This is a genomic window from Pseudomonas sp. NPDC087817 (genome assembly GCF_044742875.1).
Lineage (GTDB): Bacteria > Pseudomonadota > Gammaproteobacteria > Pseudomonadales > Pseudomonadaceae > Aquipseudomonas.
Genome location: NZ_JBIUVJ010000019.1, coordinates 36,982 through 53,545 on the forward strand (window position 1 = coordinate 36,982; position 16,564 = coordinate 53,545).

A 16,564-nucleotide genomic window follows, 5' to 3' on the forward strand; every position below is an offset into this window, starting at 1 on the left:
AGACTGTTTCGCTGAAACTGCCAGCGATCGTCACCACCGACCTGCGTTTGAACGAGCCGCGCTACGCGTCTCTGCCAAACATCATGAAAGCCAAGAAGAAGCCTCTCGAAGTGCTGACTCCAGACGCTTTGGGCGTTTCCACCGCCTCCACCAACAAAACCCTGAAAGTCGAAGCGCCGGCTGCACGCAGCGCAGGTATCAAGGTCAAGTCGGTGGCTGAACTGGTTGAGAAACTGAAAAACGAAGCGAAGGTAATCTGATCATGACTATCTTGGTAATCGCTGAACACGACAACAAGGTGCTGGCTCCGGCCACACTGAACACCGTGGCTGCTGCTGCCAAAATCGGCGGCGACATCCACGTTCTGGTTGCAGGTCTTGGCGCTGGTGCCGTGGCTGAAGCTGCTGCGAAAATCGCTGGTGTGAGCAAAGTCCTGAACGCTGACAATGCCGCTTACGCGCATCAGTTGCCGGAAAACGTTGCTCCTCTGGTTGCTGAGTTGGGCAAGGGCTACAGCCACATCCTGGCTGCCGCGACCTCTAACGGCAAAAACATCCTGCCGCGCGTTGCCGCTGCGCTGGACGTTGACCAGATCTCGGAGATCATCTCGGTCGAAAGCGCTGACACCTTCAAGCGCCCGATCTACGCCGGTAACGCCATTGCTACCGTGCAATCGACCGCTGCGATCAAAGTGATCACCGTACGTGCCACCGGTTTCGACCCGGTTGCCGCTGAAGGTGGTTCGGCTGCTGTTGAAGCCGTTGGCGCTGCGCACGACGCTGGTATCTCCAGCTTCGTCGGCGAAGAACTGGCCAAGTCCGATCGTCCGGAACTGACCGCTGCCAAGATCGTCGTTTCCGGCGGCCGCGGCATGCAGAACGGCGACAACTTCAAACACCTGTACGCTCTGGCCGACAAGCTGGGCGCTGCCGTGGGTGCTTCGCGCGCCGCGGTCGACGCAGGTTTCGTACCGAACGACATGCAGGTCGGTCAGACCGGCAAGATCGTTGCGCCACAGCTGTACCGCGCCGTCCGGATCGCCGGCGCGATCCAGCACCGGGCCGGCATGAAAGACTCCACAGTGATCGTTGCGATCAACAAGGACGAAGAAGCGCCGATCTTCCAGGTGGCCGATTACGGTCTCGTGGCTGATCTGTTCGAAGCGGTACCTGAGCTGGAGAAGCTGGTCTAATCCAGCGGCTTCACTTATAAAGAGCCCGACCTTTTGGTCGGGCTTTTTTTTGACTCGGATTTGAGCGGGAGCGTTTTGCCATGGATCTGCGCCGCAGGTTGTTATTAGGATTGATCCTCTTGCCGGGGATGGCTGCGGCTGCCGGCAAGTGCGAGCGCCTCGTCGTCACCGGCAGCCCGGACGCGCCGCCGTACCTGTGGCAGGATCCGCAGAACCCCAAACAACTGATCGGTGCGAGCGCCGACCTGTTGCAACAAGTCGCCAAAGACCTCGGCATAAAGGTCGAGTTGCTTTACGCCGGCAAACGCTCGCAAGCCCTCGACGAAGTGCGCAGCGGGCGCATGGACATGCTGGCTGATGCGCCGCTGGCCTTCACCGAGCTGGAAAATCTCGACTACATCCATCCGCCACTGCTGGAAAACGACTATCTGGTATGGACCCGCAAGGGCTCGACGCTGGCTTACAGTGAAGCCCGCGACCTGCACGGTCATACGGGTGGCTTGTCGGAAAAGTCTCGTATGACCCAGGCATTCGGCACTTTCGCCGAGCAGAATCTGACCCTGACCCGGACAGCAAACCTCACTCAGGCCTTTCAGAAATTGCTGTTGGGTGAAGTGGAATATGTACTCGCTGGCCGCTACTCCGGCATGGCCGCCGCGCAGGCGCTGGGTATGGCCAATGACCTGCTGGCGTTTGAGCAACCCATCGATCGGCCGGGGCTGTTCCTCGCGGTTTCCCATAACTCGGCGTGCAACGATCCGTGGTTGCGCGGACAGTTGGCCAAAAAGATGACAGAATTGCCCGCGTCCGGACTGACGGAAGCCGCGCTGCAACGCAATATCGAGCGCTGGAAGGCGCAGCAGCAACAGCCGCAACAACCTGTCAGTGCCCCAAAACAGTAGGGATTCTTAGTGAGTATTCGACCTCTTTTCGCGGCTGTGGCCGTTCTGGCCCTGGCCGGTTGCGCGACCGATCCGGCACCCGTTGAACAAATGCGCCTGACCGAACAGACCATTGCCCAGGCCAAGGCCGTAGGCGCCACCGCTGATGACGTGCCGGAAATGAAACTGGCCGAAACCAAATACAACCGCGCCAAAGGCAACATGGCTGACGAGTCCTACCGCAATGCGCGCATGCGCGCGGAACAGGCCGAACTGGATGCGCGTCTGGCCGAAGCCAAAGTGCTGACCCAAAAGAGCGAAGAACAGGTGAATGTGCTCAACACTCGCATCGCCCGTTTGCGCAAACAGTTGGGAGACGCCCAATGAGCCTCAAGCCCAGAGTTCTCGGTGGTCTGATCCTCGCCGGTTGCGCCAGCCTTTACGGCTGCGCCGGGCAACACAGCGAATCCGCTTTGCAAGAAGCCGGCGCCGATTTCCAGAAGGTCAAGGAAGACTCCAACGTGCTGCGTATTGCGCCGAAAGACGTGATTCGCGCCGGTGAGTCCCTGGCCCGTGCCGATCGCCTGTCCACTTACTGGGGCAGTGGTTCGGACGTGGTGCATTACGCCTACCTGAGCCAGCGCTACAGCGAAATCGCCCGCGAGCATACCAATCAGGTGCTCAACGAGGAGCGCGCTGCCAAGCTCGAGCTGGAGCGTCAGCGCCTGCAGTTGGCCCTGCGTGAATCGAAACTGCTCAGCGTGCAGCAGCAGGGCAAATGGCTCGAAGAGCAAATCGTCGCGCTGGCCACCACGCAGACCGATCGTGGTCTGGTGATGACCCTCGGTGATGTGTTGTTCGACACGGGTGAGGCGGAGCTGAAAAACTCGGCCAATCGTGTCGTCCTGAAGATCGTGCAGTTCCTGCAGTTGAACCCGAAGCGTGTGGTACGCATCGAGGGCTATACCGACAGCACCGGCGGAAAACAGGAAAACCTCAAACTGTCCCGCGACCGCGCGCAATCGGTGGCCGATGTGCTGATGGATCTGGGCATCGACGACAAACGCATTCAGGTTGAGGGTTACGGCGACGAATACCCGGTGGACGCCAACGCTTCCGAGCGTGGACGCGCACAGAACCGTCGCGTTGAAATTGTTTTCTCCGACGAAAAAGGCCAGCTCGGCGCCGCCCGCTAAGGGTTGCGTCTCTGGAAAGCCCGGGCTGTCATGCAGTACCGGGCTTTTTTACGTCTGTCGAATAGCTCGCAAATCGATACAGTTGTGGCAGACACTGCACTGTATGGTCGACTAGAGTGACAACTGTCCCAGTACACTTCTAAACTGTTCCGGTATTGTTTCACACAAGAATAAAATGCCCGTGAAATCGAGTGCTGCGTCGTGACCAATCTCTTGCTCTACCAACGTATTGCTCAGCAACTGGCCGAAGACATTCGCCGTGGTGTCTATCAACCGGGGGAGCGCGTGCCTTCGGTGCGCAAGATGAGTTCGCAGCTCAACGTCAGCCATGCGACGGTGTTGCAGGCATACGCCAACCTCGAGGATCAGGGGCTTATTCGTGCGCGGCCGCAATCAGGTTATTACGTGCACCAGACGCCTGCGCTGACGGCACCGACGCCGGATATCGCCCGGGTCGAGCGCCCCGGGCTGGTTACGCGCAGCAGCATCATTCAACAGGTGCTGGTCGAGTCGCGCCGCGAAGGTGTATTCCCGTTGGGCGCCGCCGTACCGAGTGTTGATTACTTGCCGGTGCGGGCATTGCATCAGCAATTGGCCAAAGTCACGCGCTTCCACAGTCCGCGCGCGTTCAGCTACATGTTCAGCCCGGGTTTCGAACCGCTACGTCGACAAGTGGCGATCCGCATGCGCGACGCCGGAGTGGTGGTTGATCCCTCGGAGGTGGTGATCACCCACGGCTGTGTCGATGCCTTGCAGATGTCGTTGCGGGTGTTGACCCGTCCGGGCGATCTGATCGCCGCCGAATCACCGACCTATTACGGTCTGCTGCAACTGGCCGACCTGTTGGGCCTGAAAGTCATCGAAATCCCCAGCGATCCTGCCACCGGTATGAGCCTCGAAGCCCTGCAACTGGCGGCCAATCAATGGTCGATCAAAGCGCTGGTGCTCACCACGCGCCTGAGCAATCCGCTGGGCGGCACCATGCCCGAAGAGCGTCAGAAACAACTGCTGCGCCTGGCCTCGGATTTCGATATCCAGATCGTCGAGGACGACATCTATGGTGAGTTGATGTTCGAACAGGGGCGCACCAAAGCGCTCAAGGCCTACGACCGGCTGGACCGGGTGATCTACTGCTCGAGCTTCTCGAAAACCCTGTCGCCCGGTGTGCGCATCGGCTGGATGATTGCCGGCAAGTATCAGCAGGAAATTCAGCGTTTGCAGACCTTCAGCACGCATTCGGCGTGTAGCGTTACGCAGATGGCGATTGCCGCCTATCTGGAAAACGGTGGTTATGACCGGCATTTACGGTACATCCGCCAGGAATACCGGAAAAACCTCAGTGCCTTCCAGTTGGCGGTGCAGCAGTACTTCCCCGAAGGTACGCAAATGACCCGGCCCACGGGCGGTTTCATTCTTTGGGTGAGTCTGCCGGGGCGAGTCAATACGCAAGAATTGCATGTCCGCGCATTACAGCAGGGCATCAGCATCGCACCGGGACTGATTTTCAGTAACACCGAGCAATTCAACCACTGTATCCGCCTGAACTGCGGCATTCCGTGGAACCGTGAGGCGGAGCGGGCGTTGATGACGCTGGGCCTGCTGGCGACCCAACTGTGTCAGGAAACGGCCGGCGGATTCTGAACGAGCGGTCGGACATGCTTGTCTTGTGGCGTCCAACAAGCGAGCATATGGCCCTCTGCCGTTAGTGTCGTTGGGTCCATGAAAGCGATTTTTTCTGCCGCTGGGGTTTTGTTCTGTTTGCTGATGATCAGTCATGCGCCTGGTGTCATGGCGGCTGCGGCTCAGGAAAAACCGGCAGCGACGACCACAGCAAAAAAATCGGCGGCAGTTGAAAAGGCTGGGCCTGCGAAGAAGTCGCAGCAAAAAGCCGTTAAAAAACGCACCCCGATTGCCTCCAAGTCGAAACCTGCCAGCGAAGTGGTGAAAACCAAATTGCCGCCAGCCAAACTGGACTTGAGCCTGCCCAAGGACATGGTCCAGGAGCTGAAACCGCCTGGTACCGTCGTCCTGCCCAAACGCGAGCCGATCCTGCCGCAGTTTTTTGGCGAGAAAAACAGTGGGTTCCAGCTCAACGGCCGTTTGCTCAGCAACGAAATGCAGTTGCAACTGCGCAACGAAGAGCGCCGGGAAGTGGAAGGTGCGGCGCTGGATTTTGAATTCAAGCAGTAAATGCCATGCATCTGTGACCCGCGAACCAGACGCTTTGTCGGAGACTGGTCAGTCACATTCACTTATCCGTAAAAACCCCGGTTCAGGGAATTTTAAACAACCGTTTTAGCGGTTACTCTGTTCCGCGTGCCTTTTACACATCGCCCGTCGCGAGGAATTGTTCGTCATGAAATGCCGTGAAGGCTGTGGCGCTTGCTGCATTGCCCCTTCCATCAGCTCGCCGATTCCCGGCATGCCTGATGGCAAACCTGCCGGCGAACGTTGCGTGCAACTCTCGGTCGAAAACCTGTGCAGCATTTTCGGCCGCCCGGAGCGCCCGGCAGTCTGTTCCGGCTTCGCTGCTGATGTCGAAGTCTGTGGCAGCAGTTCGGAAGAAGCGATCAGATTGATCGGCTGGTGGGAGCAAATGACGGCGGCGTGATGTGTCAAACGAACGGAACTTCAACAATAAGGAATAAGACTATGGGTTCGCTGCATCGTATCGCTGTGTTGTGTGGTTTGACTGCTGTGCTGGCGACGTCCGTCGCTCAGGCTGAGGACTGGAAGGTCGCCAAGGAGCAGGATGGCATCAAGGTCTCGCTGGCCGAAGTGCCGGGTTCTGATTACAAGTCCTACCAGGGTGTAACCCTGATGAAGACCACCATTGCCAAACTGCGCGCCTTGCAGGAAGACGTCTCCGGCGCCTGCGCCTGGATCTACGAATGCAAGTCGCAGAAGCTGCTCAAGCACGAAGGCGATCAAAGCTGGACCTACACTCAGTTCAACACGCCGTGGCCAGTGACCTCGCGTGATTCGGTGCTGCACATCACCACGGTTGAAGGTGCTGATGGCAGTCTCACTCGTAACCTCGAAGGTCTGCCGAAGTACATTCCGGAAGAGAAAGGTTTTGTCCGTGTCACTCAGGTCAAAGGCTTCTGGAAGTTCGTACCGAAAGGCGATCAGGTCGAAGTGACCTATCAAGTGCACACCGAGCCAGGCGGCAGTGTCCCGGCGATGGTCGCCAACAAGTTTGTGGTTGATGCGCCGTTCAACACACTGAAAGCCCTGAAAGAACGCGCGGAAAAGTAATCGTCGCGCAGACAGCAAAACGCCCCGATCAAGTCGGGGCGTTTTGCTTTGTATCTATATTGTGTTTCCAGATATGCGTTGCACGAAATTTTCACAACCTGTTCAAGACAATTCGCCCGCGCTGTTTGCACGCTGTTCCGGTCTGCCGCCGCTTTAAATGAAAGTGTCGTATGGCGGGGCAGTAATCAATGGCAATGGTGCGAGTGATCGTGCAACATTTGCGCACCGCGCACGCCCCGGGGTCTGGAATGACCAACAGAGGGCATGGCGCCGCTGTATTTTTGCAACTTCAACTTCCAATGGGTCCTAAAACGACATGGCAAACCCGGACGCCCTGAATCAGCAGCGATCTTCTGCTCGCCTGCTGCAACCGACCGTCAAATCGCATCTGGCCTACACGCTGCTGTGTGCATTGGTCATGATGGTGATGTTTTCCGTGCTGCGCCTCGCGCTGCTGGTCTACAACCGCGAGATGATCCTCGACACCCCGGCCTCGACCTTCCTCGAAGCTTTCGCCAATGGCCTGCGTTTCGACCTGCGCCTGGTGGTCTACGTCTGCATTCCGCTGGTGTTGGCACTGTTCAGTGCCAGGGCGATGGCTGCACGTGGTTTCTTCCGTCTGTGGCTGACGATCGCCTCGAGCATCGCGCTGTTCCTCGGCCTGATGGAGATGGACTTCTATCGCGAGTTCCACCAGCGCCTCAACGGCTTGGTGTTCCAGTACGTGAAAGAAGACCCGAAAACCGTGATGAGCATGCTCTGGTACGGTTTTCCGGTGGTTCGCTATCTGCTGGCCTGGGTGATCGGCACTGTCATTCTGACCCTGGCATTCAAAGGCGCCGACCGTGCCACGCGTCCACGCGGGCCCTTCAGTGGCGGTAGCGTCGGCACCCGTCAGGTGGCGCCGTGGTACACACGCCTTGCGGTATTCGTGGTCTGCCTGCTGATCTGCGTGGTCGCGGCCCGTGGCACTCTGCGCCAAGGCCCGCCAATGCGCTGGGGCGACGTCTACACCACCGACTCGAACTTCGCCAACCAGCTCGGCCTCAACGGTACGCTGTCGCTGATCGCCGCCGCCAAGGACCGCATGGGCGAAGATCGCGACAACATCTGGAAAGCCACGCTGCCGCAAGAACAAGCGCAGAAAGTCGTGCGCGACATGCTACTGATGCCGGACGACAAACTGGTCGATGCCGACATCGCCGCCGTGCGCCGCGAGTACACGCCGCCGGCCGACAAGACCCTGCCGATCAAGAACGTCGTGGTGATCCTGATGGAAAGCATGGCCGGTCATTCGGTCGGCGCATTGGGGGCACCGGGCAACATCACGCCGTATCTGGACAAGTTGTCGAAGGAAGGCCTGCTGTTCGACCGCTTCTTCTCCAACGGTACGCACACCCACCAGGGTATGTTCGCGACCATGGCCTGCTTCCCCAACCTGCCAGGTTTCGAATACCTGATGCAGACCCCGGAAGGCAGCCACAAACTGTCCGGTCTGCCGCAGTTGCTCAGTGCCCGTGACTACGACGACGTGTACGTCTACAACGGTGACTTCGCCTGGGACAACCAGTCGGGTTTCTTCAGCAACCAGGGCATGACCAACTTCGTTGGCCGTAACGACTTCGTCAACCCGGTGTTCTCCGACCCGACGTGGGGCGTGTCCGACCAGGACATGTTCGACCGTGGTCTGGTCGAGCTCAAGGCGCGGGAAAACGGCAAGCCTTTCTACGCATTGCTGCAAACCCTGTCCAACCACACGCCATATGCGCTGCCGACGCCATTGCCGGTCGAGCGCGTGACTGATCGCGGTTCGCTCAACGAACACTTGACCGCCATGCGTTACGCCGACTGGGCACTGGGTCAGTTCTTCGAGAAGGCGCGCAAAGAGCCGTACTTCAAGGAAACCCTGTTCGTCATCGTCGGCGACCACGGTTTTGGCAACGAACGCCAGATCACCGAAATGGACCTGGGCCGCTTCAACGTGCCGATGCTGATGATTGCCCCGGGCATTCAGGAGAAGTTCGGTACGCGTGACCACACCGTTGGTACGCAGATCGACATCGTGCCGACCATCATGGGTCGTCTGGGTGGCGAAGTGCGTCATCAGTGCTGGGGCCGTGACCTGCTCAACCTGCCGGAAGGCGACACCGGTTTCGGTGTGATCAAGCCGTCGGGCAGTGAGCAGACCACCGCCATCGTCACCGCTGACCAGATCCTCGTGCTGCCGAAAGACAAGGAAATGGGGCCGAAGATGTGGCAGTACCAGATGGGTGCCAATCCACACGCCGAGATCGTGCCGAATGCACCGCGCACCGAAGAGTTGAAACTCAAGCTGGAGTCGTTCCTGCAAACGGCGACCAAGAGCCTGATGGACAACACCGCCGGTGTGATTAACGGCAAGCCGGACTGATTGCTCGTTAGCGCAAAATCCGCGCAATAAAAAAGAGGCCCTGAACAGGGCCTCTTTTTTTATGCCTGAATCTTTATATCCTGCCGAGTAACAACAGTACCAACAGCACGACCAACACCACGCCGATAATGCCCGAAGGACCGTAACCCCAACTTCTGGAGTGCGGGAAGACCGGCAGACCACCGATCAGCAACAGGATCAGGATAATGATAAGAATTGTGCCCATGTCGATTTCCTTGTTGATTGTGTTCGAGAAGTCTTGCTGTTCAAGGGGCGACTGGAGACTAAGTAATTCCAGACGGCTTATAAATTCCGACCGGTGCGGATGAAAGAAAATTCAATGTTTTTTTAAGGTATTTGGATTACTCGCTTATTTCCTTTACAGCGAATGATCAAAAGATCGCAGCCTGCGGCAGCTCCTGCAGGAATTGGTTTAGGAGCTGACGCAGGCTGCGATCTTTTGATCCTCCATTCAGCAACTTGATGGAGCGTGGGCCCACACAGTTCCTTCGCTACACTCGGCGCATCTTTCCCGGAACAACAAGGCTGTCCGCTATGCAAAATCGCATGATGATCACTGGTGCAGGCTCGGGCCTGGGTCGCGAAATCGCGCTGCGCTGGGCGCATGAAGGCTGGCGACTGGCCTTGTCCGACGTCAGCGAACCCGGTCTGCAGGAAACCCTGAAAATGGTCCGCGAGGCTGGCGGCGACGGTTTTATCCAGCGCTGCGATGTGCGTGATTACAGCCAGCTCACCGCGTTCGCTCAGGCCTGCGAAGAGAAACTCGGCGGCATCGACATCATCGTCAATAACGCCGGTGTCGCCTCGGGCGGGTTCTTCAGCGAGCTGTCGCTGGAAGACTGGGACTGGCAGATCGCGATCAACCTGATGGGCGTGGTCAAGGGCTGCAAAGCGTTCCTGCCGCTGCTTGAACAAAGCAAAGGCAAGATCATCAACATCGCCTCCATGGCCGCGCTGATGCAAGGCCCGGCGATGAGCAACTACAACGTGGCCAAGGCTGGCGTGGTGGCGTTGTCGGAAAGTCTGTTGATCGAACTGGCGCAACAGGAAGTCGGTGTGCATGTGGTTTGCCCGTCGTTCTTCCAGACCAATCTGCTCGATTCTTTCCGTGGCCCGACCCCGGCCATGAAAGCTCAGGTCGGCAAGTTGCTGGAAAGTTCGCCGATTACTGCTGCGGACATCGCCGACTACATCTATCAGCAAGTGGCGGCCGGCGAGTTCATGATTTTGCCTCACGAGCAGGGCCGCATGGCCTGGGCGATCAAACAGAAGAATCCGCAACTGCTCTACAACGAAATGACCGCCATGGCCGAAAAGATGCGTGCCAAGGCCAAGCAGAACAACGGCTAAACTTGCCCCTGGCTTGACGCGTCGATAGGGTGGCCGCAATGGTCACCCTGTCTGGACGTGCAAATGCTCAACTACCTGTGGTTCTTCCTCGCGGCGCTGTTTGAAATTGCCGGTTGTTTCGCCTTCTTCATGTGGCTGCGTCAGGGCAAAAGCGCCTTGTGGGTGATTCCTGCGCTGCTCAGTTTGACCCTGTTCGCGCTGTTGTTGACGCGCGTCGAGGCGGCCTATGCCGGTCGCGCCTACGCCGCTTATGGCGGGATCTACATCGTGGCTTCGATTGGCTGGCTGGCGGTGGTCGAGCGGGTTCGGCCGCTGGGCTCAGACTGGATCGGCGTGGCGTTGTGCGTGATCGGTGCCAGCGTGATTCTATTTGGTCCGCGCTTTTCCGCCGCGTGAGAAGACGCCTGTTTAACGATTTGCAGGAAATGTCTGAAGGGCGGCCGCGCTGCACGGCGTAGGGCATTACTGATTTGCTCGCCACGCATTGTAGAGCCGCCGCAAGCCGCGCATCTTCAGGGCTCGTTAACCCTGAAGGACGAATCTCATGCTTGTGCTCAGCCGTGTCGTTGGTGAGTTGATTTCAATCGGTGATGACATCACCTTGCGCGTTCTGTCCGTGAACGGTTCCAGTGTGCGCTTTGGCGTCGAAGCGCCACAGAAGGTCAATGTGCATCGCTCGGAGGTCTATGAGCGGATCCAGCGCAAACAAGCCACGGAAAAGCTTCGCTGAGGCTTTCAGTCGAACAGGTGCTTGGGCACGTCGTGTTTGAGCATCAGTTGGCACTGCTCGCTTTCCGGATCGAAGACGATCAGTGCCTGGCCTTTGGTCAGCGCCTGGCGCACGCGCAATACGCGGGTTTCCAACGGGGTGTCGTCGCCGTTGTCGGTGCCGTCGCGGGTGACGAAATCCTCGATCAGGCGGGTGAGGGTGTCGACTTCAAGGGCGTCGTAAGGAATGAGCATGGGCACCTCGGCTAAATCAATGGCGGGATGCTACGGCGATTGATGTTGGGCTGCCAGTTTTTGTGTTGCCTGTGCCGGCCTCATCGCTGGCAAGCCAGCTCCCACAGTATTTGTGAGGTACACAAATACTGTGTTCCAGCCTGAACCTGTGGGAGCCAGCTCCCACAGTATTTGAGGGGTACACAAATACTGTGTTCCACCCTGAACCTGTGGGAGCCAGCTCCCACAGTATTTGAGGGGTACACAAATACTGTGTTCCACCCTGAACCTGTTGGAGCCAGCTCCCACAGTATTTGTGGGGTACACACATACTGTGTTCCACCCTGAACCTGTGGGAGCTGGCTTGCCAGCGATGGGGCCGGTCCTGTCACCGCAGAAAATGGATTAACTCTCCGAACGCTGCCCCACCAGACTGTCCACCGACGGCACGCGCGTATCGCTTTCCATCTGCGTGTCATGCTCGATCTGATGACTGAAGCGGTCGAGTGACGCATTGGCTGGCGCCGCATCGCTGGCGAATACCGGCGGACTCAGAATGTAGGCCCCGAGCAAGCGACTGAGCGCCGCGAGGCTGTCGATGTGCGTGCGCTCGTAACCGTGAGTCGCGTCGCAACCGAAGGCGAGCAGGGCGGTGCGGATGTCGTGGCCGGCGGTCACCGCCGAGTGTGCATCGCTGAAGTAGTAGCGGAACAGGTCGCGGCGCACCGGTAGCTCGTTTTCACCGGCCAGACGCAGCAAGTGCCGCGACAGGTGATAGTCGTAGGGCCCGCCGGAATCCTGCATGGCCACGCTCACCGCGTGTTCGCTGGAGTGCTGCCCCGGCGCGACCGGTGCAATGTCGATGCCGACGAACTCGCTGACGTCCCACGGCAATGCCGCCGCCGCGCCGCTGCCGGTTTCCTCGGTGATGGTGAACAGCGGATGACAGTCGATCATCAGTTCCTGGCCGCTGTCGACGATGGCTTTGAGCGATGCCAGCAGCGCGGCAACGCCGGCCTTGTCGTCGAGATGGCGGGCGCTGATGTGGCCGCTTTCGGTGAACTCCGGCAGCGGATCGAACGCCACCACATCGCCGACGCTGATGCCCAGCGAATCGCAATCGGCCTTGGTCGCGCAGTACGCGTCCAGACGCAGTTCGACGTGATCCCAACTGATCGGCATCTCATCCACGGCGGTGTTGAAGGCATGCCCGGAGGCCATCAGCGGCAACACGCTGCCGCGAATCACGCCGTTGTCGGTAAACAGGCTGACGCGACTGCCCTCGGCAAAGCGGCTCGACCAGCAGCCGACCGGGGCTAGGGTCAGGCGACCGTTGTCTTTGACTGCGCGCACAGCGGCGCCGATGGTGTCCAGATGCGCGGAGACGGCGCGGTCGGGGCTGTTTTTCTTGCCCTTGAGCGTGGCGCGAATGGTCCCGCGGCGGGTCATTTCGAAGGGAATGCCGAGCTCTTCAAGACGTTCTGCGACATAGCGCACGATGGTGTCGGTGAACCCGGTGGGGCTGGGAATGGCGAGCATTTCCAGCAGGACTTTTTGCAGGTAGTTGAGATCTGGTTCAGGGATTTGTGTGGTCATGGAAACTCCTGATGGGTTGAGCACTGATCGTTCCCACGCTCTGCGTGGGAATGCAGCCCGGGACGCTCTGCGTCCCAAGAGTGGACGCAGCGCGTCCGGTGAGGCGTTCCCACGCCGAGCGTGGGAACGATCAGGAAATGTTCAGACAACCGGCTGACTGTGCGGAAACAACAGATCGACAAAGCGCTCCGCCGTCGGCTGCGGCTCATGGTTGGCCAGCCCTGCGCGTTCATTGGCCTCAATAAACACGTACTCCGGCTGATCCGCCACCGGCACCATCAGATCGAGGCCGACCATCGGAATATCCAGCGCCCGCGCCGCCCGCACGGCCGCATCGACCAGGGTCGGATGCAGAATCGCCGTGACATCTTCCAAGGTGCCGCCGGTGTGCAGATTCGCCGTGCGCCGTACGAACAGATGCTCACCGGCCGGCAGAATGCTGCTGTAGTCGTAACCGGCCGCATGCAAAGTGCGCTGGGTTTCATGATCCAGCGGGATTTTGCTTTCGCCGCCCGTAGCGGCTTGCCGACGGCGGCTCTGGGCTTCGATCAGCGCACCAATCGAATGCTGACCATCGCCAATCACTTCCGCCGGACGACGAATCGCTGCCGCCACCACTTCAAAGCCGATCACCAGAATTCGCAGATCGAGGCCTTCGTGAAAGCTCTCCAGCAGCACCCGACTGTCAAACTGCTTCGCCGTTTCGATGGCCTGCTGCACCTCTTCGATGCTTTGCAAATCCACCGCCACGCCTTGGCCCTGTTCACCGTCGAGCGGTTTCACCACCACGCGCTGATGCTCATCGAGAAACGCTAGATTGTCGTCAGCGTTGCCGGCCAATTGTTGCGAGGGCAATTTCAGCCCTGCGGCTTTCAGCGCTTTGTGGGTCAGGCTTTTGTCCTGACACAGGCTCATGCTGATCGCACTGGTCAAATCGCTCAGCGATTCACGGCAACGCACGCGGCGCCCGCCATGGCTGAGGGTGAACAATCCGGCCTCGGCATCATCGACTTGCACGTCGATCCCGCGCCGGTGAGCCTCCTCGACGATGATCCGTGCATAGGGATTGAAATTGGCTTCCGGGCCCGGACCGAGAAACAGCGTCTGATTGATACCGTTCTTGCGCTTGATCGCGAAGGTCGAGAGATTGCGGAAACCGAGCTTGGCGTAGAGGTTTTTCGCCTGACGGTTGTTGTGCAGCACGGACAGATCCAGATAGCTCAGACCGCGACTCATGAAGTGTTCGATCAGGTGGCGCACCAGCACTTCGCCGACACCGGGACGCGAGCACTGCGGATCAACCGCGAGGCACCACAGGCTGCTGCCGTTTTCCGGATCATTGAAGGCCTTGTGATGATTCAGGCCCATGACGCTGCCAATCACCGCGCCGCTGTCGTCATCCTCGGCGAGCCAGTACACCGGGCCGCCCTGATGATGCGGGGTGAGCAGCGTGGCATCGATCGGCAGCATGCCGCGCGCCTGATACAGCTGATTGATCGCCTGCCAGTCCGCCTCGCTTTGCGCACGTCGAATGCGGAAGCCGCGAAACACGCGGGTGGCCTGACGGTAATCGCTGAACCACAGGCGCAGCGTGTCGGACGGATCGAGGAACAATTGCGTCGGTTCAAGACCGAGAATCTGCTGGGGCGCGGCAACGTACAGGGCGATATCACGCTCGCCCGGCTGCTCGTTAAGCAGTTCCTGAGCGAGGGACGCCGGGTCGGGAAAGGTGTGGCCGATCAGCAACCGGCCCCAGCCGCAATGCACGGCAATCGGGGCGGTCGCAAGTTCGTTGCCGTCTTCGGCCAGACGCGCCTGCAAACGTTCATACGACGGCGTCTGGCCGCGAATCAGGCGTTGGTTGATGGCCGTGGCGTGGGGTTTCATCAATCAGATTCCTTGTTCACTGAGCCACAGGTTCAGGGCTGCCAGTTGCCACAGCTTCGAGCCGCGCAACGGCGTCAGTTGGCCTTGCGGATCAGTCAGCAGTTTGTCGAGCATGGCCGGGTTGAACAGGCCGCGATCCTGACTCGGATCGAGCAGCAGTTCGCGCACCCAGTTGAGGGTGTCGCCCTGCAAATGCTTGAGGCCGGGCACCGGGAAATAGCCTTTCTTGCGGTCGATCACTTCACTCGGAATGACCCGGCGTGCCGCCTCTTTCAGCACTTGCTTGCCGCCGTCCGGGAGTTTGAAATTGCCCGGCACTCGCGCCGACAGTTCAACCAAGCGATAGTCGAGAAACGGTGTGCGCGCTTCCAGGCCCCAGGCCATGGTCATGTTGTCGACGCGTTTGACCGGGTCGTCCACCAGCATCACCGTGCTGTCCAGACGCAAGGCTTTGTCGACTGCCGCCTCGGCGCCGGGTTGTGCGAAATGTTCCTTCACGAAGTCGCCGGCAGCGTCATTGGCGGTCAGCCATTTCGGTTGCACGGTGGCGGCATAGTCGTCGTAACTGCGGTCGAAAAACGCCTGGCGATATGCCGCGTAAGGATCGGCCGCGCCGTCCACTTGCGGGTACCAGTGATAGCCGGCGAACAACTCGTCGGCGCCCTGGCCGCTCTGCACCACTTTGCAGTGCTTGGCCACCTCGCGAGACAGCAGATAGAACGCGATGCAGTCATGACTGACCATCGGCTCGCTCATCGCGCGGAACGCGGCGGGCAGTTGCTCGATGATCTCTTTCTCGTCGATGCGCAGTTGGTGGTGCTGGGTGCCGTAGTGCTTGGCGATCAGGTCGGAATACTGAAACTCGTCGCCGCGCTCGCCGCCGGCATCCTGAAAACCGATGGAAAAAGTCGACAGGTCTTGCACGCCGACTTCACGCAACAGCCCTACCAGCATGCTCGAATCGACACCGCCGGACAGCAACACGCCGACATCCACGGCAGCCCGTTGGCGAATCGCCACGGCTTCGCGGGTGCTGTCGAGTACGCGGTCGACCCAGTCTTCGAGGGTCAGATTTTTCTCGTCGTCGTGTGGGCCGTAGGGCAGGGTCCACCAGGTTTTCTGCTCGGTGGTGCCATCGGCTTCAATGCGCATCCAGCTCGCGGGTGGCAGCTTTTCAATACCGGCCAGCAAGGTGCGCGGCGCAGGCACCACGGCGTGAAAGTTCAGGTAATGGTTGAGCGCCACCGGATCGAGGATCGGGTTGATATCGCCACCCTTGAGCAGCGCCGGCAAAGCCGAGGCAAAACGCAAACGCTGGCCGGTGCGCGACAGGTACAACGGCTTCACGCCGAGACGGTCGCGGGCGATGAATAGGCGCTGGGCGTCGCGTTCCCAAATGGCGAAGGCAAACATGCCGTTGAGTTTCGGCAGCAGCGCTTCACCCCAGGCGTGGTAGCCCTTGAGCAGCACTTCGGTGTCGCCACCGGAATAGAACGCGTAACCGAGCGCTTCGAGCTCGGCGCGCAGTTCCGGGAAGTTGTAGATCGCACCGTTGAAGGCCAGTGACAGGCCCAACTGACTGTCGATCATCGGCTGCGCCGAGCCGTCCGACAGGTCCATGATTTTCAGGCGACGATGGCCCAGGGCAATCGGTCCTTGGGCATGGAAGCCCCAGGCGTCCGGGCCGCGAGGGGCCAGGTGATGGGTAATTCGTTCAACGGCTGCAAGGTCTGCAGGTTGATGATCAAAACGTAACTCGCCAGCTAATCCGCACATAAAGTCCTTACCGGTTTTTCCGTTGGGGAGGGGTCAAACACTACCTCGCCACAAG

General features: G+C 59.4%; 18 protein-coding genes. 13 read left to right on the forward strand and 5 right to left on the reverse strand.

The window, feature by feature from the left end:
* The 10 genes from ACIONG_RS15135 to ACIONG_RS15180 form a co-directional block, all read left to right on the forward strand.
* Positions 1–260: electron transfer flavoprotein subunit beta/FixA family protein (locus ACIONG_RS15135; RefSeq protein WP_401300605.1), on the forward strand; the 260-nt coding region annotated here is incomplete at its 5' end.
* A gap of 2 nt (positions 261–262) precedes the next feature.
* Entirely contained in the window at positions 263–1,192 is a 930-nt protein-coding gene (locus tag ACIONG_RS15140; protein WP_401300608.1) for an electron transfer flavoprotein subunit alpha/FixB family protein, read from the forward strand.
* Between the two features lie 80 nt (positions 1,193–1,272).
* A complete protein-coding gene (locus ACIONG_RS15145) occupies positions 1,273–2,094 on the forward strand; it encodes an ABC transporter substrate-binding protein (protein WP_103305640.1) in 822 nt (273 codons plus the stop codon).
* 9 nt (positions 2,095–2,103) lie between these two features.
* Positions 2,104–2,460 carry a DUF4398 domain-containing protein gene (locus ACIONG_RS15150; RefSeq protein WP_103305641.1) on the forward strand — a complete coding sequence of 119 codons (357 nt, stop codon included), beginning with the start codon at positions 2,104–2,106 and terminating at the stop codon, positions 2,458–2,460.
* Entirely contained in the window at positions 2,457–3,269 is an 813-nt protein-coding gene (locus ACIONG_RS15155; RefSeq protein ID WP_401300612.1) for an OmpA family protein, read from the forward strand. The genes ACIONG_RS15150 and ACIONG_RS15155 overlap by 4 nt, the downstream gene beginning before the upstream one ends.
* Positions 3,270–3,470: 201 nt before the next feature.
* Positions 3,471–4,910 carry a PLP-dependent aminotransferase family protein gene (locus tag ACIONG_RS15160; RefSeq protein WP_103305643.1) on the forward strand — a complete coding sequence of 480 codons (1,440 nt, stop codon included), beginning with the start codon at positions 3,471–3,473 and terminating at the stop codon, positions 4,908–4,910.
* Positions 4,911–4,988: 78 nt separating this feature from the next.
* A complete protein-coding gene (locus ACIONG_RS15165; protein ID WP_401300614.1) occupies positions 4,989–5,459 on the forward strand; it encodes a translation initiation factor 2 in 471 nt (156 codons plus the stop codon).
* A gap of 166 nt (positions 5,460–5,625) precedes the next feature.
* Positions 5,626–5,880 carry a YkgJ family cysteine cluster protein gene (locus tag ACIONG_RS15170; protein ID WP_007908349.1) on the forward strand — a complete coding sequence of 85 codons (255 nt, stop codon included), beginning with the start codon at positions 5,626–5,628 and terminating at the stop codon, positions 5,878–5,880.
* 41 nt (positions 5,881–5,921) lie between these two features.
* On the forward strand, positions 5,922–6,527 hold the full coding sequence (locus tag ACIONG_RS15175) for an START domain-containing protein (protein ID WP_103305645.1): 606 nt from the start codon (positions 5,922–5,924) through the stop codon (positions 6,525–6,527).
* A gap of 316 nt (positions 6,528–6,843) precedes the next feature.
* Entirely contained in the window at positions 6,844–8,937 is a 2,094-nt protein-coding gene (locus ACIONG_RS15180) for an LTA synthase family protein (protein ID WP_401300617.1), read from the forward strand.
* 73 nt (positions 8,938–9,010) lie between these two features.
* Here ACIONG_RS15180 and ACIONG_RS15185 read toward each other — a convergent pair whose 3' ends face one another.
* Positions 9,011–9,169, reverse strand: a complete 159-nt coding sequence (locus ACIONG_RS15185) for a DUF3309 family protein (protein WP_169432680.1) — start codon at positions 9,167–9,169, stop codon at positions 9,011–9,013.
* Positions 9,170–9,492: 323 nt separating this feature from the next.
* Here ACIONG_RS15185 and ACIONG_RS15190 point away from each other — a divergent pair, with 323 nt between their 5' ends.
* The 3 genes from ACIONG_RS15190 to csrA all read left to right on the forward strand — a co-directional run bounded on the left by ACIONG_RS15190 (position 9,493) and on the right by csrA (position 11,038).
* The gene (locus ACIONG_RS15190) at positions 9,493–10,308 is read left to right on the forward strand and encodes an SDR family oxidoreductase (RefSeq protein WP_315447679.1); all 816 of its coding nucleotides are present in this window, start codon (positions 9,493–9,495) and stop codon (positions 10,306–10,308) included.
* Between the two features lie 63 nt (positions 10,309–10,371).
* Positions 10,372–10,704 carry a YnfA family protein gene (locus tag ACIONG_RS15195; RefSeq protein WP_003226957.1) on the forward strand — a complete coding sequence of 111 codons (333 nt, stop codon included), beginning with the start codon at positions 10,372–10,374 and terminating at the stop codon, positions 10,702–10,704.
* 148 nt (positions 10,705–10,852) lie between these two features.
* Positions 10,853–11,038, forward strand: coding sequence for a carbon storage regulator CsrA (gene csrA, locus ACIONG_RS15200; RefSeq protein ID WP_103305648.1), 186 nt, complete (start codon positions 10,853–10,855; stop codon positions 11,036–11,038).
* Positions 11,039–11,043: 5 nt separating this feature from the next.
* On the opposite strand, the gene ACIONG_RS15205 is transcribed toward csrA, so the two are convergent.
* The 4 genes from ACIONG_RS15205 to ACIONG_RS15220 all read right to left on the reverse strand — a co-directional run bounded on the left by ACIONG_RS15205 (position 11,044) and on the right by ACIONG_RS15220 (position 16,509).
* Positions 11,044–11,271: a YheU family protein gene (locus ACIONG_RS15205; RefSeq protein ID WP_003192759.1), complete on the reverse strand. Its 228-nt coding sequence runs from the start codon at positions 11,269–11,271 to the stop codon at positions 11,044–11,046.
* A 384-nt stretch (positions 11,272–11,655) separates the two neighbouring features.
* The gene (locus tag ACIONG_RS15210; RefSeq protein ID WP_103305649.1) at positions 11,656–12,846 is read right to left on the reverse strand and encodes an osmoprotectant NAGGN system M42 family peptidase; all 1,191 of its coding nucleotides are present in this window, start codon (positions 12,844–12,846) and stop codon (positions 11,656–11,658) included.
* 141 nt (positions 12,847–12,987) lie between these two features.
* A complete protein-coding gene (ngg, locus tag ACIONG_RS15215; protein WP_401300622.1) occupies positions 12,988–14,733 on the reverse strand; it encodes an N-acetylglutaminylglutamine synthetase in 1,746 nt (581 codons plus the stop codon).
* A 3-nt stretch (positions 14,734–14,736) separates the two neighbouring features.
* Positions 14,737–16,509 carry an N-acetylglutaminylglutamine amidotransferase gene (locus ACIONG_RS15220; RefSeq protein ID WP_401300625.1) on the reverse strand — a complete coding sequence of 591 codons (1,773 nt, stop codon included), beginning with the start codon at positions 16,507–16,509 and terminating at the stop codon, positions 14,737–14,739.
* Positions 16,510–16,564: the final 55 nt, after the last annotated feature.

What these genes read in the sequence shown, in the direction of transcription:
- ACIONG_RS15145 (WP_103305640.1), top strand. Translation starts at nt 1,273, where the DNA reads ATGGATCTGCGCCGCAGGTTGTTATTAGGATTGATCCTCTTGCCGGGG.
- ACIONG_RS15175 (WP_103305645.1), top strand. Translation starts at nt 5,922, where the DNA reads ATGGGTTCGCTGCATCGTATCGCTGTGTTGTGTGGTTTGACTGCTGTG.
- ACIONG_RS15155 (WP_401300612.1), top strand. Translation starts at nt 2,457, where the DNA reads ATGAGCCTCAAGCCCAGAGTTCTCGGTGGTCTGATCCTCGCCGGTTGC.
- ACIONG_RS15180 (WP_401300617.1), top strand. Translation starts at nt 6,844, where the DNA reads ATGGCAAACCCGGACGCCCTGAATCAGCAGCGATCTTCTGCTCGCCTG.
- ACIONG_RS15220 (WP_401300625.1), bottom strand. Translation starts at nt 16,509, where the DNA reads ATGTGCGGATTAGCTGGCGAGTTACGTTTTGATCATCAACCTGCAGAC.
- ACIONG_RS15190 (WP_315447679.1), top strand. Translation starts at nt 9,493, where the DNA reads ATGCAAAATCGCATGATGATCACTGGTGCAGGCTCGGGCCTGGGTCGC.
- csrA (WP_103305648.1), top strand. Translation starts at nt 10,853, where the DNA reads ATGCTTGTGCTCAGCCGTGTCGTTGGTGAGTTGATTTCAATCGGTGAT.
- ACIONG_RS15170 (WP_007908349.1), top strand. Translation starts at nt 5,626, where the DNA reads ATGAAATGCCGTGAAGGCTGTGGCGCTTGCTGCATTGCCCCTTCCATC.
- ACIONG_RS15210 (WP_103305649.1), bottom strand. Translation starts at nt 12,846, where the DNA reads ATGACCACACAAATCCCTGAACCAGATCTCAACTACCTGCAAAAAGTC.
- ACIONG_RS15205 (WP_003192759.1), bottom strand. Translation starts at nt 11,271, where the DNA reads ATGCTCATTCCTTACGACGCCCTTGAAGTCGACACCCTCACCCGCCTG.
- ACIONG_RS15165 (WP_401300614.1), top strand. Translation starts at nt 4,989, where the DNA reads ATGAAAGCGATTTTTTCTGCCGCTGGGGTTTTGTTCTGTTTGCTGATG.
- ACIONG_RS15195 (WP_003226957.1), top strand. Translation starts at nt 10,372, where the DNA reads ATGCTCAACTACCTGTGGTTCTTCCTCGCGGCGCTGTTTGAAATTGCC.
- ngg (WP_401300622.1), bottom strand. Translation starts at nt 14,733, where the DNA reads ATGAAACCCCACGCCACGGCCATCAACCAACGCCTGATTCGCGGCCAG.
- ACIONG_RS15140 (WP_401300608.1), top strand. Translation starts at nt 263, where the DNA reads ATGACTATCTTGGTAATCGCTGAACACGACAACAAGGTGCTGGCTCCG.